Below are 24,499 nucleotides of genomic sequence, written 5' to 3' on the forward strand. Positions count from 1 at the left end.
GGCAGAACTCCTTGGTAGCTACGAAAAACTCAGGCGTCGATGGCTTCGCGGTCGACCCGGTCGGAGGAGGCGACCAGCCAGTTCCGCCGGGGCTCGACCTTCTCGCCCATCAACAGTTCCAGCGCGCCCTCGGCGGCTTCGGCGTCGTCCATGGTGATGCGGCGCACCGAGCGTGTCGCCGGGTTCATCGTGGTCTCCCACAGCTCGTCGGCGTCCATCTCGCCGAGCCCCTTGAACCGCGGCACCGGCGTGACGATGCTCTTGCCCGCCTTCTCCAGCTCGGCGAACTTCGTCTCCATCTCCCGCTGGGTGAAGGTGAAGTGCGTCTCCGGGTTGCGGCCCTTCGTGACCAGCTTGTGCAGCGGCGGCATCGCCGCGTACAGCCGGCCATCCTCGATCACCGGGCGCATGTACTTCGCGAACAGCGTGATCAGCAGCGTGCGGATGTGCGAACCGTCGACGTCGGCGTCGGCCATCAGGATCACCCGGCCGTAGCGCATGGTCGTCAGGTCGAACGTGCGGCCGGTGCCCGCGCCCAGGACCTGCACGATCGAGGCGATCTCGGCGTTCTTCAGTGTGTCGCCCAGCGAGGCCTTCTGCACGTTCAGGATCTTGCCACGCAGCGGGAGCAGCGCCTGGTACTCCGAGACGCGCGCCATCCGCGCCGACCCCAGCGCGCTGTCGCCCTCGACCAGGAACAGCTCGCTGCGGGCGACGCCGGTGGTGCGGCAGTCGACCAGCTTCGGCGGCATCGCCGCGCCTTCGAGCGCGGTCTTGCGCCGGGCGGCGTCCTTCTGCTGCTTCTGGGTGAGCCGGACGCGGGAGGCGTCGACCACCTTCTGCAGCACGACCTTGGCCTCGGACTTGGTTTTGCGATCCTCGGTCCAGGCCTTCACGTGCTTGTCGACGATGGCCTGCAGGACGCGGGTGATCCCGGCGGTGGACAGCTCGTCCTTGGTCTGCGAGGTGAACTGCGGCTCCGGCAGCCGGACGTGCACCACGGCCGTCATGCCCTCGAGGACGTCCTCGAGCGTCGGCATGTCCTCCTTGGGCTTGAGCAGCCCGCGGGTCTTGGAGATGGCCTCCTGCAGCGCCTTCGTGACCGCGCGGTCGAAGCCGCGGCGGTGGGTGCCGCCGTGGACGTTGCGGATCGTGTTGGTGAAGCATTCGACCGTGCGCTCGTAGCCGGTGCCCCAGCGCATCGCCACCTCGACCTCGGCGTGGCGCTCCACATTGGACTGCATGACCCCGGCGGCGTCGGCCGCGTTCTCCTTGTACGTGCCTTCGCCGGTGATCAGCAGCGTGCCGCAGACCGGCTTCTCGCCCGACGGCGTCAGGAAGTCGACCATGTCGACGAGGCCGTGCGGGAAGTGGAACGTCTCTTCGTTGATCGTGTCTTCGATCGCGGTGCGCAGCACGTACGTGACGCCCGGGACGAGGAACGCGGTGTTGCGCAGCTTGGCCCGCACGCCCTCGACATCGAGCGCCGCGCCGGACTCGAAGTAGCGCGCGTCGTACCAGTAGCGGATCGACGTGCCGCTGCGCTCGCCGCGCTTCATCTTGCCGGTGAGGTTCAGCCCGGACCGGCGGGTGAACTTCGCCTTCGGGCCGGGCGCGTCGAACGTGCCGGGGACGCCGTGCTTGAACGACATCTGGTGGACCTTGCCGTCCTGCTTCACCGTGACGTCGAAGCGGTGCGACAGCGCGTTGACCGCCGAAGCGCCGACGCCGTGCAGGCCGCCGGAGGTCTTGTAGCCCGAGCCGCCGAACTTGCCGCCGGCGTGCAGGCGCGTCAGCACCAGCTCGACGCCGGACAAACCGGACTTGGCGTGGGTGCCGGTCGGGATGCCGCGGCCGTCGTCGTCCACCTGGACGCTGCCGTCGGCGTGCAGCGTGACGACGATCTTCGTCGCGTGGCCGGCGACCCCTTCGTCGGTGGAGTTGTCCACCACCTCGGAGAAGAGGTGGTTGATGCCCCGGCTGTCGGTGGAGCCGATGTACATCCCGGGTCGTTTGCGGACGGCTTCGAGACCCTCGAGATGCGTCAGGTCGTCGGCCCCGTACAAGGTCTCGGCAGTCACAGGGTCGTTCTCCCGGATCGTGGCTCGCGAAAGTGCTGGTGGTGGTGCGGACTCGCCTGCACCGTAGTGCAGGATATCCGCCCACCCCGACAACTTTCGCGGGCTGTCGTCCCCGGAGTGGCGTGCGCCGCTCGCTAGCGGGGGTCGTAGCCCAGGTCGGGCCACAGGCCCAGCAGGGCTTCGATCTTCCGCGGGACCTGGAAGCTGTTCCGGAAGTTCGGCTTCTCGCCGATGGTGGCGAGGGCCTTGCGGAGGTCGCCGAAGGCCGGTTTGGCGGCCGACTGCCGGGTCAGGACGTAGCAGTACGTGCGGCGGGGGTAGGCGAACTCGTCGATGTACGCCTGCAGGACGAGACCGGGGGCCTCGATCCGCGACCCGACGAGGGGACGGCCCTGCTTCTGGCTGTAGACGGGGATCACGTGCACACCCGCGCGGAGCGTGCGCGGCGGGTCCTGGCCCTGGCCGTCGTCGGCCCAGAGCAGCTCGACGCGGAACGGTGATTCGCCGTCCTCGCCGGGGTGGGTGTATTCGCGCTGCAGCTCTTCGAGCCGGTACGCGGCCTCGGCGTTCGGTTCGCCGCCTTCGACGAGGCTGACCAGGTACAGCTCGGCCGGGCGCGGCCAGGACGGCCGGGGCACGTCGGTGACTTCGGGGGTGGCTTCCGGGGTTTCGCCGGCTTCCGGCTCGGCCGCCACCGGTTCCGCGGTCGTGGCGGCCCCCGCCGGGGAGCCGGCGGTAGCGGTGCCGGGCCGGTCCGCGGGTGCGCCCGCTTGCGCGGCCTCCGCGGGGCGCTCCGGAGTGCCTGGGGCGGCGGGCGGCTCATCCGCGCCCGGCTGCGCCGGGGAGGAAGAAGGGGTGGCCAGGGGCCGCTCCGGGGAACCGGGCGTGGCCACCGCCGGGCGGACCGGCGAGGGAGCGGGATCGGCCGGGCGCACGGGGGCGCCGGCGGCGGGTGTGCCGGGCGCGGCCGCGGGGCGGACCGGGGAGGGCGCCGGCGCGGCCGGGCGGACCGACGAGGGGGGCGGTGTCGTGGCCGCGGGGCGGACCGGCGTCACCTGGCGGCTCGTCACGACCGGCCGGGCGGCCGCGGCGGTCCGGGTCGCCGCGGGGCGGGCCGTGACCAGCTTGCCGGCGCCGTACTGCTCCAGCAGCGGCTCCAGGTCGCCGGCGGTCAGCGAGGGGCCCGCGAGGTCGCACCACTCGAGCCAGGCCTCCTGGGCCTCCTCGACGGTGTGCCGCTCGTGGGAGAGCGTGACGGCCTCGAACAGCTGCCGCGGGCCGGCCGCGGTGACGTCGGCCGAGCCGACCACGACGAACGACGGGTCGTCCTCCGCGATCACCAGCTTCGCGTTCAGCCCCCGCAGCGAGTGCACGATCACGCCCGCCTTGACCCAGTGCAGCAGCGCGTGCGGGCTCGTCGCGCCGGACAGCACGGTGTCCAGGCTCGCGTCCGTGATCAGCGTGTCGCCGGGTTGCAACGGCAGCAGGGCCGCCGCGCCGGGACCGACGTGGCCGAAGGCGGCCACCAGGTTCCGGCGCGGGGCGAGCAAGGGGGTGATCGAGGCCCAGATGTCGCGACCGGCGAGTAGTCGTACCGAACGTTCTGCCAAACCCAGCCGAGCGAGCTCCGCGTCCATGCCCCCGACCTTAGCCGGTGCCTCTGGAGCACCTGACGGCCGGAATATCTCTTGCTTGGAAGTAGTTGAACGCGCATGTAAGATGGTGCTCGCGAAGGGAGCAGGTCATGCAGTTCGGAATCTTCACGGTGGGCGACGTCACGACCGATCCCACGAACGGAACCACGCCGACGGAGCACGAGCGGATCAAGGCGATGGTCCGCATCGCGCTCAAGGCGGAGGAGGTCGGCCTCGACGTCTTCGCGACCGGCGAGCACCACAACCCGCCGTTCGTCCCGTCGTCGCCCACGACGATGCTGGGCCACATCGCGGCGCAGACGTCCAAGCTGATCCTGTCGACGTCGACGACGCTGATCACCACGAACGACCCGGTGAAGATCGCCGAGGACTTCGCGATGCTGCAGCACCTCGCCGACGGCCGCGTCGACCTCATGATGGGCCGCGGCAACACGGGCCCGGTCTACCCCTGGTTCGGCCAGGACATCCGCCAGGGCATTCCCCTTGCCATCGAGAACTACGCGCTGCTGCGCCGGCTCTGGCGCGAGGACGTCGTCGACTGGTCCGGCAAGTTCCGCACCCCGCTGCAGGGCTTCACGTCGACACCGCGGCCCCTGGACGGCGTCCCGCCGTTCGTCTGGCACGGGTCCATCCGCAGCCCGGAGATCGCCGAGCAGGCGGCGTACTACGGCGACGGCTTCTTCGCCAACCACATCTTCTGGCCGACGTCGCACTTCCAGCAGCTGATCTCGTTCTACCGCCAGCGCTTCGAGCACTACGGCCACGGATCGGCGGACCAGGCGATCGTCGGCCTGGGCGGCCAGGCGTTCATCCGCCCGAAGTCCCAGGACGCGTGGAACGAGTTCCGGCCGTACTTCGACAACGCACCGGTGTACGGGCACGGCCCCTCCCTGGAGGAGTTCACGGAGCAGACGCCGCTGACGGTGGGCAGCCCGCAGGAGGTCATCGACAAGACGCTGACCTTCCGTGAGAACTTCGGCGACTACCAGCGCCAGCTGTTCCTGATGGACCACGCGGGCCTGCCGCTGAAGACGGTGCTGGAGCAGCTCGACCTGCTCGGCGAGCACGTGATCCCGGTGCTGCGCAAGGAGCTGGACGCCCGGCGCCCGGCCCACGTCCCGGACGCGCCGACGCACGCGTCCCTGAAGGCGGCTGCGGCTGCGGCTTCGAATGCGGCATCGGTGGAGGCTTCGGTATGAAACTCGCAGTGGTGACGGCCGGACTGTCGGTGCCCTCATCGACCCGCCTGCTGGCCGACCGCCTGGCCGCGGCGACCGTCGCCGCGGCCGGGGAGCCGGTCGCGGTGTCCGTGGTGGAGTTGCGGGACATCGCGTTGGACATCACCAAGAACCTCCTGACGGGTTTCCCGAGCCCCCAGCTGCGCACGGCGATCGAGACGGTGACCGGCGCGGACGCGCTGATCGCGGTGACGCCGGTGTTCACGGCGGCCTACAGCGGGTTGTTCAAGTCGTTCTTCGACGTGCTGGACGCGGATTCGCTGGTGGACAAGCCGGTGCTGCTCGCGGCCACGGGCGGGACGGAACGGCATTCCCTGGTGCTGGACTACCAGTTGCGGCCGTTGTTCGGGTATTTGAAGGCGGACGCGGTCGCTACCGGCGTGTACGCGGCTTCGTCCGACTGGGGCAGTGGTGAGGCCTCAGGGGCGTTGCAGCGGCGGATCGAGAAGGCGGGGGCGGAGCTGGCTTCGCTGGCCGGGGGACGGCCTGCTGCGCCGGGGGAGCCGGAGTTCGTTCCGTTCGAGCAGTTGCTGGCGGCCGACTGAAGTTGCCGGGGGTCCGCGGCGGCCGCCGAGTCGGTCGCCGGCCCGGACTGGCGTGGGGTGTCCTATCGGGATCGACGGTAGCGAACGTGGTACCGCAAATGGGTAACTCCTTGTCCCGCAACGACTTCCGCCTGCTCCAGTTCGGCGTCCCCGCTGTCGGCGTCCTCGAAGTACCGCACGCCGGTCCCGAGGAGCACCGGGACCAGGTCGATCCGCACCTCGTCGAGCAGGCCGAGGCGCAGGCACTGCTGGGCGATCGACGGCCCGGAAACGCCCACCGTCCCGTCGCCGGCCGCCTTGGCCTGTTCGATCGCGCTCGTGACGTCCGCGCAAAAGGTGAAGGGCGCCAAGTTGCCGGCGGGCCAGCCGGCCGGGGGTGGGCGGTGGGTCACGACGAACGCCGCGCCGCCGCCCGGGGGCCGGCCGCCCCAGCCGTGGGTGTACTCGAACACCCGGCGGCCGCAGACGAAGGCGCTGTGGCGCACCGAATCGAGGAACGTGCTCAGGTACTCCGCGCTGGCGGGTGCGACGCGGAACGTGATCGGGTAGCCGGCCATCGGGACTTCGACGTCTCCGGCCTGGTACCAGTCGAAGAGCGGTCCGACGCTGTCGTCGGGCCGTGCCACGAACCCGTCGAGCGACATGCAGAAGCTCGCCACCACGCCCGGCATGAGCCGCACCTTCCGATCAACCAGATGGTTTATCAACCAATGAGTTGAATATAGGGACGCCGCCACCGCTCGTCAAGGAGCTGCCGAAAGTAGGGGGCCGCCCCGGCCGTCCGGCAGCAGCGACCGCCGCCCCGTGCTGCCTACCTTCACCGCCATGACAAGGCTCCTCCTCGTGCTGGCCGCCCTCCTCCTGACCACGGCCACCCCGGCCGGCGCGGCGCCGCCCCGGGACATCGACGGTTACGTCCGGGCCTACCTGGACCACACCGGCCTGCCCGGCGCCACGGTGGCGGTCACCCACGGCAAGGACGTCGTCCGCGTCGCCGGCTACGGGCACGACGCCGCGGGCACGCCCCTCACGGCGTCGACCCGGCTGCCGATCGCGTCGGTGAGCAAGTCCATGACGGCCTTTGCGGTCCTGCAGCTCGCCGAAGCGGGCCGGCTGGGGCTGGACCAGCCGGTGACGCGGTACCTGCCGGGCTTCCGGCTCGCCGACCCGCGCGGCGCGAAGATCACCGTCCGGATGCTGCTGGACCAGACGTCCGGGATGGCCGACTCGGCGTTCCCCGACCTGACGCTGCCGCAGCCGCACACCCTCGCCGAGGCCGTCACCCGGCTGCAGGACGCCCAGCTCGCCGACGAGCCGGGCACGCGGTTCCACTACCACAACCCGAACTACGAGGTCGCCGCCCGGATCGTCGAGGTCGTCGCCGGGCAGCCGTTCGCCCCCTACCTGCGGGCGAGGCTGTTCCAGCCGCTCGGGATGACGTCGAGCACCACCGTGGACGAGCCGCCCGCGGACCTCTCGCCGGGGTACGTGCGGGCGTTCGGGTTCGCGATCCCGGTGGCCGAACGGGACTGGTTCACCGGGGGCAGCCACGGCGTGCTGACCACCGCCGAGGACCTGGCGCGGTGGCTGATCGCGCAGCGTGACGGCGGCGGTGTCCTGTCGCCGTCGTCGGTCGCGCTGGCGCACACGCCGGCACCCGGGCGCGACTACGCCTTCGGCTGGCGGGCTTATCCGCCGGGACAGCTGTCCCACTCCGGCGACTGGTTCAGCCACACCGCCGCCCAGATCCTGCTGCCGGACGGCCACGGCATCGCCGTGACGGCCACCACCGGCCTGGCGCTGGACAACGACGCGGAGACGCTGGCGCAGGGCCTGGCCACCCTGGTCGAAGGTGGTTCGCCGGAGCTCGCGCTGCCCGCGGGGGTGATCGCGGACCGGGTGCTCGCCTCGCTGATCCTGCTTTCGGTGCTGCTCGCCGCCCTCGGCGTCCGCCACGCGCGCCGGTGGGCCGCGCGGCGGACGAGCCCGTGGCGGGCGGGGCTGCGGCTGCTGCCCTGCCTGGTGCCCGGCGTGGCCCTGGTGCTGCTGCCGGAGCTGATGGGGGTGGTCTTCGCCGGACGGCGGGGCACGTTCGGGCAGGTGCTGTACGTCTGGCCGGGCGTCGTCGGCTGGCTGGGTTCGGCGACGCTCGGCGCGTTAGTCGTGGCCGCCGCGCGGGTACGGGCTCTCGTGAGTGGCAGACAGCGGCCGCGACGGGAAGAATCGGCCGAAACGACAGGAGTGGTCGCGTGGGGCTCGGAAAGCGGATGAAGCGGGTCCTGGTCGTGGTGGCCGGTGCGATCCTGCTGGTGGTCGGGGTGCTGCTGCTGGTGCTGCCCGGCCCCGGGCTGCTGCTGGTGCTCGCCGGGTTGCTGCTGCTGGCCTCGGAGTTCCCGGCGCTCGAGCGGTACGTCGACCCGGTGCGCGACCGCGCGATGAAGGCGGCCGAGGACAGCGTGTCGTCGCCGCTGCGCATCGCCGGCTCGGTGCTGGCCGGGCTGGCGCTGCTGGCGGCGGGGATCGTCTGGGGCACGGTGAAGTCGCTGCCGTTCAGCGGCTGGAGCACCGGGTCGAGCCTGATCCTGTCGTCGGTCATCCTGTTCGCGCTGCTGGGCTGGAGCTACCGCCGGGTCAAGTCGCGCCGGGAGTCCGGGACGAAGGCGTCGACGGATCGGTAGCCTCGGCGCCATGAGCGCCGGATTCCAGCGCGCCCGCCGTCCCGAGCAGATCGAGGCGCGCCGGCGGGTCATCCTCGCCGTCGCGCGGGAGCTGCTCGCCGAGCGGCCGGTCGCCGAAATCAGCCTGCGGGAGCTCAGCTGCCGGGTGGGGCTGGCGAAGTCCAATGTGCTCCGGTACTTCGACAGCCGCGAAGCGATCTTCCTGGAGGTCCTCGACAGCGCGTGGACGGCGTGGCTCGACGACCTGGCCGAAGCACTCGGCGAGCCGGGGCCGGCGGAGCCCGGCTTCGCCCGGGAGGAGCGGATCGCCGGCACGATCGCGGCGACGCTCGCCGGGCAGCCGGTGCTGTGCGAGCTGCTGAGTTCGATGGCGCCGGTGCTGGAGCGCAACATCCCGGCGGAGTTCGCCCGCAGCTTCAGCCGCCGCGCCGCCGCGAACACCGAGCGGCTGGGCGAGCTGGTGCGGGTCCGGGTGCCGGAGCTGCCGTCGGAAGCGGCCCGGCACTTCGCCCACGGGGTGGTGGTCCTGGTGTCGGGCTCCTGGCCCGCGGCCCACCCGACGGCGGCCGTGGCGGCCGCCGGGCCGGCGGAGCCGCCCGCGTTCGGGCTGGCGGAAGGGCTCACGAACCTACTGGCCGGGCTGCTCGCGCGGCAGGGGTGAGGACGACCGTGACGGCTACCGCCACGGGCGGCCGTCAGACCGCGTGCGCTCGCGGCCGGGTCGACGCACGTCCACGAGCCGGCGTGTTGCCCGCGGAAAGCGGAATGGCCGCACCGGAAATCCCGGTGCGGCCATTCCGGACCGATCGCTACTTGCCGCTGCCGTACAACGCGCTCACGTCCGCGTCGGACAGCGCCCGGTCGTAGACGTGGACCTGGTCGACCGCCCCGTTGAGGTAGTCGACCGGGCCGCCGCCGTACTTGCCGCGGCCGATCACCGTGTGGCCCGTCGACGCTTCGCCGAGGCAGACGCTCTTCGTGGCCGCCAATTGGCCGTCGACGTACAGCTTCAGCGTGCCCGCGGCCGCGTCGCGGACGCCGACGACGTGGTACCAGCGGTTCGGCTCCGGAGCCGTGGGCGCCAAGGCCCGCGTGCCGACGAAGCTCATCGCCAGCCGGTGGTCCGCGCCCGAGTACTGCAGGAAGAACGCGCTGTTGCTGTCGCCGTCCTGGCTCACGATCGTCTGGAAGCCGTCACCCACGGCGTTGAACTTCACCCACGCCGCCGCGCTGTAGCTGCCTTCGGTGTTCAGCAGCGCGGCACCCGTGTCGGCGTACTGGCCCGACCCGTTCACCGCCAGCGCCGAGCCGGTCTTGCCCGCGGTCCAGGACGCGCCGCCCGCGAGCGTCGCGTCGTGGCTGCCGACGACGTCCTTCGCCACCGTGCCGGCGTTTTCGTCGAAGGGGTACGCGGCGATGCCGTCGATGCCGGGCGTTCCGGCCGGCACCGAGGGACCGGAAACCGGCGCCCCGGTGGCGCCCTTGATCACCGCGAGGTTCGCCGCGCGGACCGCCGCGAAGTCCATCTTCTTCACCTGCCGGTCGTAGGTGAAGAAGCCGTTGACCTCCTTCTCGACGTCGGTGGTCTGCGTGTAGACACCCGCCGACACCCCGCACCGCTGGGCGACCAGCAGCAGGCGCTGCTGGAGCTCGCCGTAGCGCCGGGTCAGCGTTGCGCTGTCGGGCTCCATTTCGTAGGCGAAGCTGCCCGCCGGGTCGAACTGGTGGCCGTCGACCTTCAGGCCGAGGCCGCCGTACTCGCCGTCGACCGCCGCGCGCGGGCCGCTCTGCATCGGCGTGCCCGGGCCGGTGTAGCTGTGGTCGTCGTAGATGTCACCGCGGCCGCTGTCCGGTTCGGACCGGCAGCAGTTGACGCCGGATTCGGCGTTGACCAACCGGGAGGGGTCCCAGGACTTGACGAGATCGGCGATGCGGCCGACCTCGTAGTCGCCCCAGCCTTCGTTGAACGGCACCCACGTGACGATCGACGGGAAGCTGCGGTGCTGGTCGATCATCCGGTGCAGCTCGGACTCGAAGTTGACGCGCGAAGCCGCGGAGGGCTCGATGTCGTCCTTCATCGCCGGCATGTCCTGCCAGACCATCAGTCCGAGCTTGTCGGCGTAGTAGTACCAGCGGTCCGGCTCGACCTTGATGTGCTTGCGCACCATGTTGAAGCCGAGCGCCTTCTCCTGCTCCAGGTCGAACTTCAGCGCCGCGTCGGTCGGCGCGGTGTAGATGCCGTCCGGCCAGAAACCCTGGTCGAGCGGGCCGACCTGCATGACGAACTTGCCGTTGAGCAGCATCCGCTGCTTGCCGTCGGCGGTCTTGCCGACGCTGATCGACCGGATGCCGAAGTACGAACCGACTTCGTCCCCGCCGGACAGCTTGACGCGCAGGTCGTAGAGGAACGGGTCGTCCGGCGACCACAGGTGCGGCCGGTCCACCTTGAGCTTCAACGGCTTGTTCGCGTCACCGGACACGCGCCCGACCGGGCGGCCGTGGTCGTAGGCGACGGCTTCGACGCGCTGCTTCACCGGCCCGCCGACCACTGCGTTCACCGTGACCGAACCCGAAGCGGCGTCGGGCGTCACGTCCAGGCGGTCGATGCGCGCGGAGGCCACCGGCTCCATCCAGACGGTCTGCCAGATGCCCGACGTCGGCGTGTAGAAGATGCCGTCACCGGGTTGGCGCTGCTTGCCGATCGGCTGCCCGCCCTGGTCGTTCGGGTCGGCGACGCCGACGACGACCTCCTGGGTCTTCTTGGTGGTCAGCGCATCGGTGACGTCCACCGACCACGCGTCGTACCCGCCGGTGTGGCGGCCGACGGTCTTGCCGTTGACGATGACCGTCGTGTCGTAGTCGACGGCCTGGAAGTGCAGCAGCAGCCGTTGTCCCTTGCCGACCTGCCAGTCCTTCGGGACCTCGAACGTGCGCCGGTACCACATGTTCGTCTCGTGGCGCATGATCCCGGACAGCGCGGACTCGACCGGGTAGGGCACGAGAATGCGCTCTCCCAGTGTCTTGCCGACCGGCGCGGCTTCCCCGGGGGTCGCCTTGGCGAACTCCCAGACGCCGTTGAGGTTCTGCCACTTGTCGCGGGTCAGCTGGGGCCGGGGGTAGTCGGGGAGGGCGTTGGCGGGGGAGACGTCCTTGGTCCACGGCGTGGACAGCGGCGGGGTGAGCCGCTGCCACTGGGGTTCGGCGGCCGAGGCCGCGGCCGGCACGGTGCCGAGGCCGGCCACCGCGACCGCGAACGCGGCGGCCGCGGTGAGCCATCTCCGGGATTTTCGGGCGGGGCGGAACATGCGGTGAACCTCCTGGTAGGGGACGCGGGTTCAGCGGGTACGGGAGCGCGCGAGCAGGCGCTGGATCACCACGACGACGAGCAGGAAGGCCCCGCTCACCACCGTCTGGTAGTTGGAGTCGAGGGTGCCGATCTGGTTGATGACGTTCTGGATCAGCGTCCGCAGCAGCACGCCGACGAGCGTGCCGACGATCGTCCCGGCGCCGCCGGTCAGCAGCGTGCCGCCGATGACGACGACGGAAATCGCGTCGAGTTCGGTGCCGACGCCGATCACCGTGACGCCGGACTGCAGGTAGGCGGCGGTGAGGATGCCCGCGACGCCGGCGAGCGCGCCGCTGAGCGTGTAGAGGCTGATCTTGGTGCGGGCCACCGGCAGCCCCATCAGCAGCGCCGACTGCTCGGCACCGCCGATGGCGAACACGGACTGCCCGAACCGGGTGCGGCGCAGGAGCAGCCCGCCGAGGGCGAACAGGACGAGCGTCAGGTAGACCGGGACGCCGATGCCGAAGATCGTGCCCTGACCGAGCCAGAGGAACGCCGAGCCGGCGTCCACTTTGTACGTCGTCGCGCCCTCGGAGGTCAGCGCGAGCAGCAGGCCCCTGGCGAACAGCAGCGACGCCAGGGTGACGATGAACGGTGCCATCCCGGTGCGGGCGATGAGCAGGCCGTTGACGAACCCGATCAGCGAACACACCGCCAGGGGCAGCAGGATCGCCACGACCAGCCCGTACTGGGCGCCGTACGCGGCGAGGACGCCGCCGAGCGCGTAGTTCGAGCCGACCGAGAGGTCGATGCCGCCGGAGATGATCACGAACGTCATGCCGAGCGCGATCACCGCGAGGAACGAGCTCTGCAGCGCGAGGTCGCGCAGGTTGTCGGGCGAGCCGAAGCGCGGGAAGGCGAACCACGCGGCGGCGATGCCGAGCACGAGGACGACGGCCGCGCCCTGGCGTTGCAGGACTCCGGCGAGGGCGGCGTTGCGCTCGGTGACCGGCGTGGCGGACTGGGCGGTCATCGGCTGCTCCGCTCGCGGGCGACGTAGACGGCGACGACGATGATGGCCGCCTGGACCATCTGCGCGGTCGAGTCCGGCAGGTTGTGCTTGATCAGGGTGGCGTGCACCAGCTGCATGAGCAGCGCGCCGAACACGGTGCCGAGCACGCGGACCCGGCCGCCGCTCAGCGGCGTGCCGCCGACGACGACCGCGGTGATCGCGGACAGCTCCATCAGCAGGCCCAGGTCGTTCGGGTCGCTGGCGGCGAGCCTCGACGTCGCCAGCACGCCGGCCACCGCGGCCAGTGCCCCGGAGATGACGTAGACGCCGACGAGCACGCGTTTCACCGGCAGCCCGGCCAGGGTGCTGGCCGCGCGGTTGCCGCCGACGGCGACCAGGTGCCGCCCGAACGTCGTGCGCTGCACGACCAGCCCGGCCAGCACCGCGAGCACCGCCGCCACGATGACCATGATCGGGACGCCGAGGACGTCGCCGGTGCCCAGTTCCAGGAAGTCGCGGTTGTGCAGCTGGACGAGCTGGCCGTGGGCGATGACCAGGGCCAGCCCGCGGCCGCCGACCAGCAGCGCCAGGGTCGCGATGATCGGCTGGATGCCCAGGTACGCCACCAGGTAGCCGCTGAACAGGCCGGACACGATCCCGGCGAGGACGGCCACGACGATCGCCGTCAGCGAGCCCGCGCCGAGGTAGAGCGGGATGAGCGCGGCGGCGATCGACATCACCGAGCCGACCGAGAGGTCGATGCCCTCGGTGCCGATCACCAGCGCCATGCCGAGCGCGACGATGCAGACCGGCGCCGCCTGCACCAGCTGGGTGCGGAAGTTGGCCGCGGACAGGAAGTTCTCGGTGAACACCACGTTGAACAGCAGCAGCACGACGACGGCCAGGTAGACGCCGTAGTCCTGCAGCCACGCGGTGACCTTCGCGCGCTCAAGGGTGGCGGTGGACATCGTTGTCACCCCCGGTGCTCTCCGCGGCGATCGCCGTCAGGACGTTCTCCTCGGTGATGCGGTCGCCGGTCAGCTCCCCGACGGCCGAGCCGTCGCGCAGCACGACCACGCGGTCGGAGCCGTCGATCAGTTCCTCCAGTTCGGACGAGATGAGCAGCACGCCGAGCCCCTCCTGGGCGAGTTCGTCGATCAGCGCCTGGACCTCGGCCTTGGCGCCGACGTCGATGCCGCGGGTGGGCTCGTCGAGCAGGAGGATCTTCGGGCCGGTGGCCAGCCAGCGGGCCAGCAGCACCTTCTGCTGGTTGCCGCCGGACAGCTCCGACACCTTCTGCTCGGGGCCGGCCGCCTTGATCCGCAGGCGCTCCATGAAGATCTTGACGATCTTGTCCTGTTTGGCCTTGCTGACCAGGCCGAACGGCGAGAGCGTCGGGAGCGCGGCCAGGACGATGTTCTCCCGGACCGACAGGTTCGGGATGATCCCGTCGGTCTTGCGGTCCTCGGCCAGCAACGCGATCCCGGCCCGCACGGCTTGGGCGATCTTGCCCCTCTTCAGCGGTTTCCCGGCCAGCAGCACGCTGCCGCCGTCGAGGGGGAACGCGCCGACGATGGCCCGCGCGGTCTCGCTGCGGCCGGAGCCGAGCAGCCCGGCCAGGCCGACGACCTCGCCGGGCCGGATGCTCACCGAGACGTCGTGCAGCTTCCGCAGGCCGGAGAGGCCTTCGGCCTTGAGCAGCGGCTCGCGCTCGACGTCGTGCTCCTCGCCGAACGCCGTGACGCCCTCTTCGCGGATCTGGCGGATCTCGCGGCCGAGCATCAGCGACACGAGCTCGATGCGCGGCAGCGGCTTCAGCGGTCCACTGTGGACGACCCGGCCGTCGCGCAGGACGGTGACGCTGTCACACACCCGGTACAGCTCGTCCATCCGGTGGCTGACGTAGACGATCGCGATGCCTTCGGCGTGCAGCCGGTTCAGCACCTCGAAGAGCGTCTCCACCTCGCGCGGCTCGAGCGACGACGTCGGCTCGTCCATGATGACGACCTTGGCGTCGGTCGAGACCGCGCGGGCGAGCGCGACCATCTGCTGCGCGCCGACGCCCAGGGTGTGCAGCGGGCGCTTGACGTCGTCGTCGATGCCGTAGCCCTTGAGCAGCTCGCGGGCCTCGGCGTACATCTTCGACCAGTCGACGAGCCCCGTGCGAGTGCGCGGCTCGCGGCCGAGGAAGACGTTGCCGGCGATGCTCATCAGCGGGACGAGGTTGACCTCCTGGTAGATCGTGGAGATCCCGGCGCGCTGCGCGTCGATCGGCCGCTTGAACGTCACCGGCTCGCCGAGGTGGCGCACTTCGCCTTCGTCGGGCTGGTAGACGCCGGTGAGCACCTTGATCAGCGTGGACTTGCCGGCGCCGTTCTCGCCGACCAGCGCGTGCACTTCGCCCGGCCGCAGCACGAAGCCGACGTCGTCGAGCGCGAGGGTGCCGGGGAACCGCTTGGTCACCCCGGTCACCTCGAGCACCGGTGCGGTCGTCATGGCGACGTCCTCTTCGGTGGCTGCCGTCATTTGTAGGAGTTCCCGACCTTCTGCGCAGCGTTGGTCTCGTCGTACTGGTCGTCGGTGATCACGATGCTCGCCGGGATCGGCTCGCCGTTCTCGAACTTCTGCAGCGTCTGGAAGGCCAGCGGGCCGAAGCGCGGGTTGGACTCGATCACGGCGTTGTAGCTGCCGTCGACGATGAGCTGCACGGCGTTGCGCGTGCCGTCGATGGAGACGATCTTGACGTCCTTGCCCGGCGTCTTGCCTGCCGTCTTGAGCGCGTTGACCGCGCCGACGCCCATTTCGTCGTTCTCGGCGTAGACGGCGGTGATGTCCGGGTGGCTCTGGATCAGCTGCTCCATCACGGATTGGCCCTTGGACCGGTCGAACTCGCCGGTCTGCTCGGCGACCACGGACAGGCCGGACGTCTTCGCGAGCTCGTCCTTGAAGCCCTTGGTGCGGTCGGTGGTGACGTTGTTGCCGGACGAGCCGAGCAGGATCGCGACCTTGCCGGTGCCGCCGGTGACCCGCGCGGTCTCCTCGGCGGCGCGCTTGCCCTGCTCGACGAAGTTCGAGCCGATGAAGGTCAGGTAGTCGGTGCAGGGCTGCGAGGTCACCTTGCGGTCGATGGTGATGACCGGGACCTTCTTGGCCTTCGCCGCGTCGAAGGCCGGCTGGAGGCCGTCAGAGTTCAGCGGGGCGACGACCAGCAGCTGGGCGCCGCGGTCGAGCATGGACTTGATGTCGCTGATCTGCCGGTTCAGGTCGCTCTGGGCGTTGGTGACGAGCAGCTTGTCGCTCGCGATGCCGAGCTTCGCGGCTTCGTCGCGGATGGACTGCGTCTCGGTGATCCGGAAGGGATTGGCCTCCTTTTCGGACTGTGAGAAACCGACCACCGCCGTCTTCAGGTCGACCTTGGGGTAACCGGTTTTCTGCAGCGTGCAGCCGTCGGCGGACGGCGCGGCGGACTGGGCGCTGGCGGCCGGCCCACCGCCGCTCGACGGGGCTGCGGGGGATTCTTCCCTGCTGGTGCAGGAGGTGAGGGTCAGCGCGGCGGCGGCTGCGGTGACCAGGACCAGTCGGGGACGGGAGGACAAGAGCACGGTGACTCCTCGGGCAGCGTCGTTGGTGGCCCGCTCGCCGGGGTGATCGGGGTCACCGCGGGAGCCTTGAGGTACTTTTTACATCGTTGGAACAACGTTGTAAACCGGCGGCGGCTCGCTACACTTCGTGCTCACTCTCTGAAGGGACCGCCCGTGACCGTGACGCTCAAGGACGTCGCCACGCTTGCCGGAGTTTCGGTGAAGACGGTGTCGAACGTCGTGAACGGCTACGCCTTCGTCAAGCCGGAGAACCGCCGGCGGGTCGAGGAAGCCCTGGCGGCGACCGGGTACCGGCCCAACGTCGGGGCCCGCAACCTCCGCCGCGGCCGCACCGGGTTCCTGGCGCTGATGGTGCCGGAGCTGTCGATCCCGTACTTCGGCGAGCTGGCCGGCCTGGTGATCACCGCGGCCCAGAAGCGTGGCTGGAGCGTCCTGATCGAGCAGACGCAGGGGACGCGGTCACGGGAGCGGGAGACGCTTTCGTCGCTGGGGCCCCACCTGGTCGACGGCGCCCTGGTGCACCCGGAAGCACTGGAAGCGCCGGACTTCCCGGCCGATCCGGGCGGGATCCCGCTGGTCATGCTGGGTGAGCACGCGGTGGACGTGCCGATCGACCACGTCGCGATCGACAACGTCCTGGCGGCGCGCACGGCGGTTTCGCACCTGGCCTCCTTGGGCCGCAAGCGCATCGCGGCGATCGGGCGGAACCCGGAGCGCGGGACGTCGTCGCAGCGGCTGGCCGGCTACCGTTCGGCGCTCGCGGAGGCCGGTTTGTCCTATTCGGACGCTTTGGTGGCCCCGGCGGAGAAGTGGCACCGGTCGGTGGGGTCGGCGGCGATGAAGTCGTTGCTGGCGCTGCCTTCGCCGCCGGACGCGGTGTTCTGCTTCAACGACCTGCTGGCCGTCGGCGCGCTGCGCGCGGTGGCCGAGCTGGGGCTGCGGGTGCCCCAGGACGTGGCGATCGTGGGGTTCGACAACAACGAAGAGAGCGCATTCTCGCTGCCGTCGCTGACGACGATCGCGCCGGACAAGACGGCGCTGGCCGAGGCGGCGGTGGACCTCGTGCACCGGCGCATCACGGGGGACAAGACGTCACCGCCGCAGGACATCCAGACGCCGTTCGCGCTGGAGATCCGCGAAAGCACCGGCGGCCGCTGACGCCGGTCAGCGGGCGGGCCAGTGCCACGACGGCCGGTCCAGCCGCCCTTGGCCGGCCACCTTCGTCTCGCCGTACTCCTTCTCCAGCTCGACCGTGCTCACCTCGGCCACCTCCGCCAGTGCGCGGATCAGGGGCCGGGCGTGGGACACCACCACCAGCTGGGTCTCCTTCGCCGCCGTCGCGATCAAGGTCGCCAAGGCCGGGAGGAGGTCCGGGTGGAGGCTCGTCTCCGGCTCGTTCAGCACCAGCAGCTCCGGCGGGTGCGGGGTCAGCAGGGCCGCGATCCACAGGAGGAACCGCAGCGTCCCGTCCGACAGCTCCGCCGCCGACAACGCGCGCAGCAACCCGTGCTGGCGGAACTGGACCGACAGCAGGCCGTCCTGGGAGTGCACCTCCAAGGCCGAGCCGGGGAACGCCGCGTCGAGCACTTCCGCGAGCTCCTCGGTGCGGCCCACCTCGATGATCGTCTGCAGGGCCGCCGCGAGGTCGGCGCCGTCGTGGGCCAGCACCGGGGTGCGGGTGCCGATGCGGGACTGGCGCGCCGGGGCGTCCGCGTCCGTGCGGAAGTGGTCGTAGAACCGCCACGACCGGATGCGCTCGCGCAGCACCACCAGCTCCGGGCACGCGCGCGGGTCCGCGAACTCGCTCAGCATGCTGTCGGTCAGCCGGATCTTGAACCGCTCGTCACCCCACGCCCCGGAAGCCACGCGGGTGCGCACCGACGGGCCCCCGCGGTCCGCCAGCAGCGCCGACGGCCGCAGGACCGGCCCCGACCACACCGCTTCCCGCTTGAACTCCGGGTCGAGGTTGAACAGCGTGTTCTTGCCCGGCACGGGTAATCCCAGGTCGAGCGCGTAGCCGAACTCGCCGCCCGCGAAGCCGAGCCGCAGCCCGACGGCCTTCGTGTGCACCTTGCCCTGAACCCGCGTAGTGCCCCGTCGCACGCCGTTTTCCGGGCCGGCCCACAGCGTGGACGGCAGCCCGCCCTCCCGGGCCAGCGCCGCCACGGCGCCGTTGCGCGACGCGTCGGCCAGCAGCCGCAGCGCCCGGTACAGGCTCGACTTGCCGCTGCCGTTCGGCCCGGTGACGACGGTCAGGCCGGACAGCGGCAGCACCAGGTCACGCAGCGAGCGGTAGTTCTCGACGGCCAGCGTGGTGAGCATGCCGTCGAACCTAGCCGACGTGCCACGGGTCTTCGTAGTGGTCCGGCAGGCCCGGCCGGCTCAGCCGACCGGATCCGCCAGGGGGATTTCGCCCTCGCCGAGCCAGGATCCGCGCCACGCCAGGTCGCCCCTGGTCAGCGGTTTCCCGCAGGCATCGCACTTCGCGCCCGGCCGGGTGAGCTGCCCGCAGCGGGAGTGGACCAGGGTCATCGGGCCGGGGGTGTGCTCCGACGCCGTGTGGGCGTCGCCCCACGCGCCGAGGGCGTGCAGCACCGGCAGGGCGTCCGAGCCGGCCTGGGTGAGGCGGTACTCGTGGCGGGTGCGGCCGCCGTCGCGGTAGGGGAGCTTCGTCAGCAGGCCGCGGTCGACGAGCTTGGCCAGCCGGGTGGTCAGCACGTTGTCGGCGATGCCGAGCTGGGTGCGGAAGTCCTCGAACCGGGTGGTGCCCGCGGTGGCGTTGCGCAGGATCAGCAGCGTCCACGGCTCGCCGAGGACGTCGGCGGCGCGGGCGATCGGGCAGGCGGCGTCCGCCCAGGTGACGCGACGGCTCATCGTGTGATCCCTTCGACCTGACTTGCTACGAGCAAGTCTACGTCGTACAGTCCTCCTTAGCTAGCTTGCAACGAGCAAGCCAGGTGCGAGAGGAGTTCGTCATGGAGATCACGGGTGCGGTGGCGCTGGTCACCGGAGCCAACCGGGGCCTGGGCCGCCGGTTCGCCGCGGCGCTGCTGGAGCGGGGTGCGGCCAAGGTTTACGCCGCCGCGCGGAATCCGGAGTCGATCGACCTGCCGGGCGTCGTCCCGCTGCGCCTCGACGTGACCGACCCGGAGTCCATCCGGGAAGCGGCGAAGATCGCCGGCGACGTCACGCTGCTGGTGAACAACGCCGGTTCGTCGACCGGGGCGTCCCTGCTCGGCGGGTCCCTCGAGGACATCCGGCTGGAGATGGACACGCACTACTTCGGCACGCTGGCCGTGACGCGCGAGTTCGCGCCGGTCCTCGAGCGCAACGGCGGCGGCGCGGTGCTCAACGTGCTGTCGGTGCTTTCCTGGTTCACCGCACCGCAGGTGGCCGCGTACTCCGCGGCCAAGTCGGCGGCCTGGTCGCTGACCAACGCGTTGCGCCTCGAACTGGCGGCGCAGAAGACGCAGGTGACGGCGCTGCACGTCGGGTACATGGACACCGACATGGCCAAGCACGTCGACGGCCCGAAGATCGACCCGGCGGTCGTGGCGGGACTGGCCTTGGACGGCGTCGAGGAAGGCCGCTTCGAGGTGCTCGCCGACGACGTCAGCCGGAACGTGCGCGCCGGGCTCTCCGGTGATCTCGCCGGGCTGTACCCCGCACTGGTTTCCTGAAGGCGTTTTCCGGACCCCGGAATACAGTGGTGCCTGCCGCGGGCGTATGAATAGGCGGGTGCCGGAACACGTCGAAGCCGGAATAGGCCGAACGAGAAACCGCTGGGGCGAAGGTGAACGGTTGCGCGGCGAGATCCTGGCCGCGGCCGGCCGGTTGCTCGCCGAGCTCGGCGGCGAGGACGGGCTGACGATCCGCGGCGTCGCCCGGGCCGTCGGCATCGCCCCGGCGAGCATCTACCAGCATTTCTCCGATCGTGCGGAATTGGTCCGCGGATTGCTCGATCACGAATACGCTCGACTGCGGGATTCGATGCGCGCGGCGGAGGAGTCACTCGGCGAAACCGACGTCGTCGGCCGGGTCCGGGCGCAGATTCACGCGTACTGCGGGTTCGCCATGGAGAATCCCGGCCATTATCGCCTGATGCTCGCGAACGGAGCCTCGCGGCCGGACCCGGACGCCCGCGCGGAGGGCCCGCTGCTGGACGTGATCGACCGGCTGGCCGCGGGCTTCGAGCGCTGCGTCGAGGCCGGTCACCCGCTGCGGGTGACGCCGGGTCGCGCGGCGGCGGTGGTGTTCGTGGGCGCGCACGGGCGGGTGGCGTTGTTCCACAGCGTGCTCCACCGGACGGGGGCGGAGCTGGTGGAGCCGTTCGTGGACGAGCTGGTGTCGCTGGTCTTCGCGTGACGGCCGGTGGCCGTGCGCGCGACGTCGTCACAACGCCCGCTGGGCCGCGTCCAGGTTCTCGGCCAGCCAGGCCGAGACGAACCGCTCCCGGTCCGCGTTCGTGTCCTGCCGCGGCACCATCTCCACCAGCATGATCAAGCCCAGGTACACCCGGTACAACGTCAGCCGGCGGCGGCCAGGGGCGTCGAAGCGGGCCGTGCCGTACCCCTCCAGCAGGGGTGCGTCCAGGTCGTGGAGCAGCGTCAGCGAAACGAACTCCGCCACCGGGTCGTCCCAGAACGCGCGCTCGGCGTCGATGATGCCCGACACCCGGTCGCCGTCCACGAGGATGTTGCCCTGCCACAGGTCGAAGTGGACCAGCACCGGCGTCGTGACCAGCTCCAGCAACGGCTCGTGGCGGCGCACCAGGTGGGCGATCTCCGCCGCCGGGCGCGGGAGCCGCAGGCGATACCGGACGGCGTCCGCGAGGATCGCGTCCACCATCGCCGTGAACGCCGAGGGCCACGTCGGGTGCAGCGGGTCCTGGGGGTAGCCGAAGCCGTCGCCGGTCGTCTCGTGCAGGCGCGCCACGATCGCGCCCAGTTCGGCGCGCAGGTGGGGGCCGGCGCCGGGCGTCCGGTTCCACGGCTCGCCCGGCACCTCCGTCATCAGCAGGAACCCCGGCCCCGCGCCCACCACCGACGGCAGCGGCCCGGACGCCAGCCGGTAGTACTCCGCTTCCGTCGCGAGCAGGTCGTGTTCGTATGACAGGCCCGGCGCGGACGGCGCGATCTTGAGCACCAGCCGCCGTCCGTCCGCGAGCCGCAGCCGGACCGCCCGGTTGTACGTTCCGCCGCCGATGTCCTCGGCCGCCACCACCGAAGCCGGGTCGATGCCCGAGGCCGTCAGTTCCCCGTCCACCCGGCCGAGTCTCCCAGCTTTTCCGCCGCGTCGGCCAGGTCGTCCGGGGTCGGGGCGTCATCCTGGGTCAGGCTGCGCCGCCAGTAGCCGGTGAACTCGATGACGTCCTTGGCCCAGCCGCGCTCGCCGACGAGGTGGCGGCGCAGCGACCGCACCATCCCCGCTTCGCCCGCCAGCCACGCGGCCACCGAGCCGTCGGGCAGCTTCGCGTCGCGCACGGCTTCGACCAGGCGGCTGCCGTGCCCGGCGCCGTCCCGGTGCAGCCAGTGCACCTCGCCGGGCAGCGGCTGCTCCTCCGCCACGTCCGCGACCTCGACGAACACCACCGCATTGTCCACTTCGGACAGAATGGTGGCGATGGCGGGGATCGCCGTCTCGTCGCCCGCGCACAGCAGGGTGTCCGCTGTGGACAGTGGACGGCGGTAGGCCGCGTCCGGGCCGTAGCGGCCGAGGACGTCGCCCGGCGCGGCTCGGCGCGCCCACGCCGTGGCCGGTCCCGCCGAGCCGGGGTGCAGCACGAAGTCGACGTCGATCGCCGCCCGGCCCGGGTCGCGGCCGCGCACCGTGTAGCTGCGCATCACCGGGCGCTCGTCCTCGGGGATCGCGAGGTACGCCTGGTACCAACGCAGGACGTCGTCGCCGGCCAACGGCAGCCGCACCGGACGGCCCGGCGGCGGGAACAGGAGCTTGAGCTGCTGGTCCGGCCACGGCTCGAGCTCGCCGAGACCGTCGCCGGTGAACGTGACGCGGACGGTGCGCGGGGTCACCTGCCGCACCGCCGTCACTTCGAGCAAGCCGGCCGGCTTCACGGCTTCCCCAGGTATTCGCGCAGGTGCCGGGCGGTGAGCGTGGTGGCGTCCGCGACGAGCGCGGCCGGGGTGCCTTCGAAGACGACCCGGCCGCCGTCGTGGCCGGCGCCGGGGCCGAGGTCGATCAGCCAGTCGGCGTGCGCCATCACGGCCTGGTGGTGCTCGATGACGATCACCGTGTTGCCCGCGTCGACGATCCGGTCGAGCAACGCCAGCAGCTGGTCGACGTCGGCGAGGTGCAGCCCGGTCGTCGGCTCGTCGAGGATGTACGTCGAGCCCTTCTCGGCCATCCGGATCGCCAGCTTGAGCCGCTGCCGCTCGCCGCCCGAAAGCGTGGTCAGCGGCTGCCCGAGCGTCAGGTAGCCGAGGCCGACGTCGGCGAGCCGGTCGAGGACCGTGCGCGCGTTGCCCGTGGCGAAGAACTCCCGCGCTTCGGCGACGGACATCGCCAGGACCTCGCTGATGTTCTTGCCGCGCAGTTCGAAGGTGAGCACCTTGGGCGTGAACCGCTTGCCCTCGCACTCTTCGCAGACCGACGCGACACCGGCCATCATGGCCAGGTCCGTGTAGATCACGCCGAGGCCCTTGCAGCGCGGGCAGGCGCCCTCGGAGTTGGCGCTGAACAGGCTCGCCTTGACCCCGTTGGCCTTGGCGAACGCCGTCCGGATCGGGTCGAGCAGGCCGGTGTAGGTCGCCGGGTTGGACCGGCGGGACCCGCGGATCGCCGACTGGTCGACCACGACGACGTCGTCGCGGTGCGCCAGGGAGCCGTGGATCAGCGACGACTTCCCGGAGCCCGCCACGCCGGTGACCACGGTCAGCACGCCGAGCGGGACGTCGACGCTGACGTCCCGCAGGTTGTGCAGCTTCGCGCCGGTGATGCCGACGTGCCCGGCCGGCTTGCGGGGTTGCGCGCGCAGCGTGACCCGGTGGTCGAGGTGGCGGCCGGTGAGCGTGCCGGACGCGCGGAGGCCGTCGACGCTGCCGGTGTAGCAGAGCCGCCCGCCCGCGGTGCCCGCGCCGGGGCCGAGGTCGACGACGTGGTCGGCGATCCGGATCGTCTCCGGCTTGTGCTCGACGACCAGGATCGTGTTCCCCTTGTCCCGCAAGCACAACAAGAGGTTGTTCATCCGCTCGATGTCGTGCGGGTGCAGCCCGACGGTCGGCTCGTCGAAGACGTAGGTGACGTCGGTGAGGCTGGAGCCCAGGTGCCGCACCATCTTCACGCGCTGCGCCTCGCCGCCCGAGAGCGTCGCCGATTCGCGGTCGAGCGAGAGGTAGCCGAGGCCGATCTCGACCAGCGAGTCGAGGGTGTCGCGCAGGTTGCCCAGCAGCGGGCGGATCGACGGCGCGTCGAGGCTCCGGACGAACTCGGCGAGGTCGCTGATCTGCATCGCGGCGCAGTCGGCGATGTTCCGGCCCGCGATCTTCGCCGACAGCGCGGCCTGGTTGAGCCGGGCGCCGCCGCACTCGCCGCAGGTCTTGAAGGTGGCGGCCTTCTCGACGAACGCCCGCAGGTGTGACTGCAGCGACTCGGTGTCCTTCTGCAGGTAGAGCCGCTTGACCTTCACCGCGAGGCCTTCGTAGGTGAGGTTCTGCTTGCCGACCTTCACCTTGCAGGGCCCCTTGTGCAGCAGCTCGTCGAGCTGTTCGGGGGTGTAGTCGCGGATCTTGGCGTCCGGGTCGAAGAAGCCGGACGCCGCGTAGATCTGCACGTACCAGTTGTCCGGCGCCCAGCCGGGGACGAGCACCGCGCCTTCGTTGAGCGAGCGGTCGAAGTCGAGCAGGGCGTGGACGTCGAGGTCGGACACCCGGCCGAGGCCTTCGCAGGCCGGGCACATGCCCTCGGGCAGGTTGAAGCTGAACGCGCCGGACGTGCCGACGTGCGGTTCGCCGAGCCGCGAGAAGGCGATCCGCAGCATCGCGTAGGCGTCGGTCGCGGTGCCGACCGTGGAGCGCGAGTTGGCGCCCATCCGCTCCTGGTCGACGACGATGGCCGCGCTCAGGTTCTCCAGCAGGTCGACGTCCGGGCGGGACAGGCTCGGCATGAAGGACTGGAGGAAGGCGCTGTAGGTCTCGTTGATCAGCCGCTGGGACTCGGCCGCGATGGTGCCGAAGACCAGGGACGACTTGCCGGAGCCGGAGACGCCCGTGAACACCGTGAGCCGGCGCTTCGGGATGTCCAGGTCGATGCCGGTCAGGTTGTTCTCCCGGGCTCCCCGGACCTCGATCACGTCGTGGGTGTCGGCGGCCCGCCTGGGTGAGGTCATACCGTCCCTCTTGATAGTTTAGGCTGTAAAGTGATTGTCCATCGTACATTACTTTAGG

At 71.0% G+C, this 24,499-nt stretch carries 21 protein-coding genes; 8 read left to right on the forward strand and 13 right to left on the reverse strand.

The window, feature by feature from the left end; all coding sequences use genetic code 11:
• Window positions 1-29 precede the first annotated feature (29 nt).
• Both ISP_RS07090 and ISP_RS07095 read right to left on the reverse strand, forming a co-directional pair.
• Window positions 30-2,081, reverse strand: a complete 2,052-nt coding sequence (locus tag ISP_RS07090; protein ID WP_013223200.1) for a DNA gyrase/topoisomerase IV subunit B — start codon at window positions 2,079-2,081, stop codon at window positions 30-32.
• 134 nt (window positions 2,082-2,215) lie between these two features.
• Complete coding sequence (locus tag ISP_RS07095) at window positions 2,216-3,718, reverse strand: phospholipase D-like domain-containing protein (RefSeq protein WP_013223201.1); 1,503 nt, start codon at window positions 3,716-3,718, stop codon at window positions 2,216-2,218.
• A gap of 107 nt (window positions 3,719-3,825) precedes the next feature.
• Between ISP_RS07095 and ISP_RS07100 the strand changes: the two genes are divergently transcribed.
• Both ISP_RS07100 and ISP_RS07105 read left to right on the forward strand, forming a co-directional pair.
• Window positions 3,826-4,935, forward strand: a complete 1,110-nt coding sequence (locus ISP_RS07100; RefSeq protein WP_013223202.1) for an LLM class flavin-dependent oxidoreductase — start codon at window positions 3,826-3,828, stop codon at window positions 4,933-4,935.
• Entirely contained in the window at window positions 4,932-5,519 is a 588-nt protein-coding gene (locus ISP_RS07105; RefSeq protein ID WP_013223203.1) for an FMN reductase, read from the forward strand. The genes ISP_RS07100 and ISP_RS07105 overlap by 4 nt, the downstream gene beginning before the upstream one ends.
• A 62-nt stretch (window positions 5,520-5,581) precedes the next feature.
• Here ISP_RS07105 and ISP_RS07110 read toward each other — a convergent pair whose 3' ends face one another.
• Complete coding sequence (locus ISP_RS07110; protein ID WP_013223204.1) at window positions 5,582-6,190, reverse strand: dihydrofolate reductase family protein; 609 nt, start codon at window positions 6,188-6,190, stop codon at window positions 5,582-5,584.
• A gap of 154 nt (window positions 6,191-6,344) precedes the next feature.
• Here ISP_RS07110 and ISP_RS07115 point away from each other — a divergent pair, with 154 nt between their 5' ends.
• From ISP_RS07115 to ISP_RS07125, 3 genes are read left to right on the forward strand one after another with little or no spacing between them, the layout of a single operon-like run.
• Complete coding sequence (locus ISP_RS07115; RefSeq protein WP_230468722.1) at window positions 6,345-7,790, forward strand: serine hydrolase domain-containing protein; 1,446 nt, start codon at window positions 6,345-6,347, stop codon at window positions 7,788-7,790.
• Window positions 7,769-8,197, forward strand: coding sequence for a PGPGW domain-containing protein (locus ISP_RS07120; RefSeq protein ID WP_013223206.1), 429 nt, complete (start codon window positions 7,769-7,771; stop codon window positions 8,195-8,197). Before ISP_RS07115 ends, ISP_RS07120 begins: the two co-directional genes overlap by 22 nt.
• A gap of 10 nt (window positions 8,198-8,207) precedes the next feature.
• Window positions 8,208-8,858 (forward strand): TetR family transcriptional regulator, encoded by a 651-nt coding sequence (locus ISP_RS07125; protein WP_013223207.1) that lies wholly within the window; start codon window positions 8,208-8,210, stop codon window positions 8,856-8,858.
• A 148-nt stretch (window positions 8,859-9,006) separates the two neighbouring features.
• Here the strand turns inward: ISP_RS07125 and ISP_RS07130 are convergent, their stop codons facing one another.
• The 5 genes from ISP_RS07130 to ISP_RS07150 are packed head-to-tail and all read right to left on the reverse strand — an operon-like array spanning window position 9,007 to window position 16,097.
• The gene (locus ISP_RS07130; RefSeq protein WP_013223208.1) at window positions 9,007-11,502 is read right to left on the reverse strand and encodes a glycoside hydrolase family 2; all 2,496 of its coding nucleotides are present in this window, start codon (window positions 11,500-11,502) and stop codon (window positions 9,007-9,009) included.
• Window positions 11,503-11,532: 30 nt separating this feature from the next.
• The gene (locus ISP_RS07135; RefSeq protein WP_013223209.1) at window positions 11,533-12,516 is read right to left on the reverse strand and encodes an ABC transporter permease; all 984 of its coding nucleotides are present in this window, start codon (window positions 12,514-12,516) and stop codon (window positions 11,533-11,535) included.
• A complete protein-coding gene (locus ISP_RS07140) occupies window positions 12,513-13,463 on the reverse strand; it encodes an ABC transporter permease (RefSeq protein ID WP_013223210.1) in 951 nt (316 codons plus the stop codon). The genes ISP_RS07135 and ISP_RS07140 overlap by 4 nt, the downstream gene beginning before the upstream one ends.
• Entirely contained in the window at window positions 13,444-15,021 is a 1,578-nt protein-coding gene (locus ISP_RS07145) for a sugar ABC transporter ATP-binding protein (RefSeq protein WP_013223211.1), read from the reverse strand. Before ISP_RS07145 ends, ISP_RS07140 begins: the two co-directional genes overlap by 20 nt.
• Window positions 15,018-16,097: an ABC transporter substrate-binding protein gene (locus tag ISP_RS07150; protein WP_013223212.1), complete on the reverse strand. Its 1,080-nt coding sequence runs from the start codon at window positions 16,095-16,097 to the stop codon at window positions 15,018-15,020. Before ISP_RS07150 ends, ISP_RS07145 begins: the two co-directional genes overlap by 4 nt.
• Window positions 16,098-16,250: 153 nt before the next feature.
• Here ISP_RS07150 and ISP_RS07155 point away from each other — a divergent pair, with 153 nt between their 5' ends.
• The gene (locus ISP_RS07155) at window positions 16,251-17,255 is read left to right on the forward strand and encodes a LacI family DNA-binding transcriptional regulator (RefSeq protein ID WP_013223213.1); all 1,005 of its coding nucleotides are present in this window, start codon (window positions 16,251-16,253) and stop codon (window positions 17,253-17,255) included.
• Between the two features lie 6 nt (window positions 17,256-17,261).
• Here the strand turns inward: ISP_RS07155 and ISP_RS07160 are convergent, their stop codons facing one another.
• Window positions 17,262-18,419: an AAA family ATPase gene (locus tag ISP_RS07160; protein WP_013223214.1), complete on the reverse strand. Its 1,158-nt coding sequence runs from the start codon at window positions 18,417-18,419 to the stop codon at window positions 17,262-17,264.
• Window positions 18,420-18,479: 60 nt separating this feature from the next.
• Window positions 18,480-18,971, reverse strand: coding sequence for a winged helix-turn-helix transcriptional regulator (locus ISP_RS07165; protein ID WP_013223215.1), 492 nt, complete (start codon window positions 18,969-18,971; stop codon window positions 18,480-18,482).
• A 101-nt stretch (window positions 18,972-19,072) separates the two neighbouring features.
• Between ISP_RS07165 and ISP_RS07170 the strand changes: the two genes are divergently transcribed.
• A complete protein-coding gene (locus tag ISP_RS07170) occupies window positions 19,073-19,777 on the forward strand; it encodes an SDR family oxidoreductase (RefSeq protein WP_013223216.1) in 705 nt (234 codons plus the stop codon).
• A 121-nt stretch (window positions 19,778-19,898) separates the two neighbouring features.
• Complete coding sequence (locus ISP_RS07175; RefSeq protein WP_013223217.1) at window positions 19,899-20,462, forward strand: TetR/AcrR family transcriptional regulator; 564 nt, start codon at window positions 19,899-19,901, stop codon at window positions 20,460-20,462.
• A gap of 27 nt (window positions 20,463-20,489) precedes the next feature.
• Here the strand turns inward: ISP_RS07175 and ISP_RS07180 are convergent, their stop codons facing one another.
• The 3 genes from ISP_RS07180 to ISP_RS07190 are packed head-to-tail and all read right to left on the reverse strand — an operon-like array spanning window position 20,490 to window position 24,441.
• Window positions 20,490-21,362, reverse strand: a complete 873-nt coding sequence (locus ISP_RS07180) for a phosphotransferase family protein (RefSeq protein WP_013223218.1) — start codon at window positions 21,360-21,362, stop codon at window positions 20,490-20,492.
• On the reverse strand, window positions 21,347-22,171 hold the full coding sequence (locus tag ISP_RS07185; RefSeq protein WP_013223219.1) for a siderophore-interacting protein: 825 nt from the start codon (window positions 22,169-22,171) through the stop codon (window positions 21,347-21,349). Before ISP_RS07185 ends, ISP_RS07180 begins: the two co-directional genes overlap by 16 nt.
• Window positions 22,168-24,441 (reverse strand): ATP-binding cassette domain-containing protein, encoded by a 2,274-nt coding sequence (locus ISP_RS07190; RefSeq protein WP_013223220.1) that lies wholly within the window; start codon window positions 24,439-24,441, stop codon window positions 22,168-22,170. Before ISP_RS07190 ends, ISP_RS07185 begins: the two co-directional genes overlap by 4 nt.
• Window positions 24,442-24,499 lie beyond the last annotated feature (58 nt).

It is taken from the genome of Amycolatopsis mediterranei, assembly GCF_026017845.1.
GTDB lineage: Bacteria > Actinomycetota > Actinomycetes > Mycobacteriales > Pseudonocardiaceae > Amycolatopsis > Amycolatopsis mediterranei.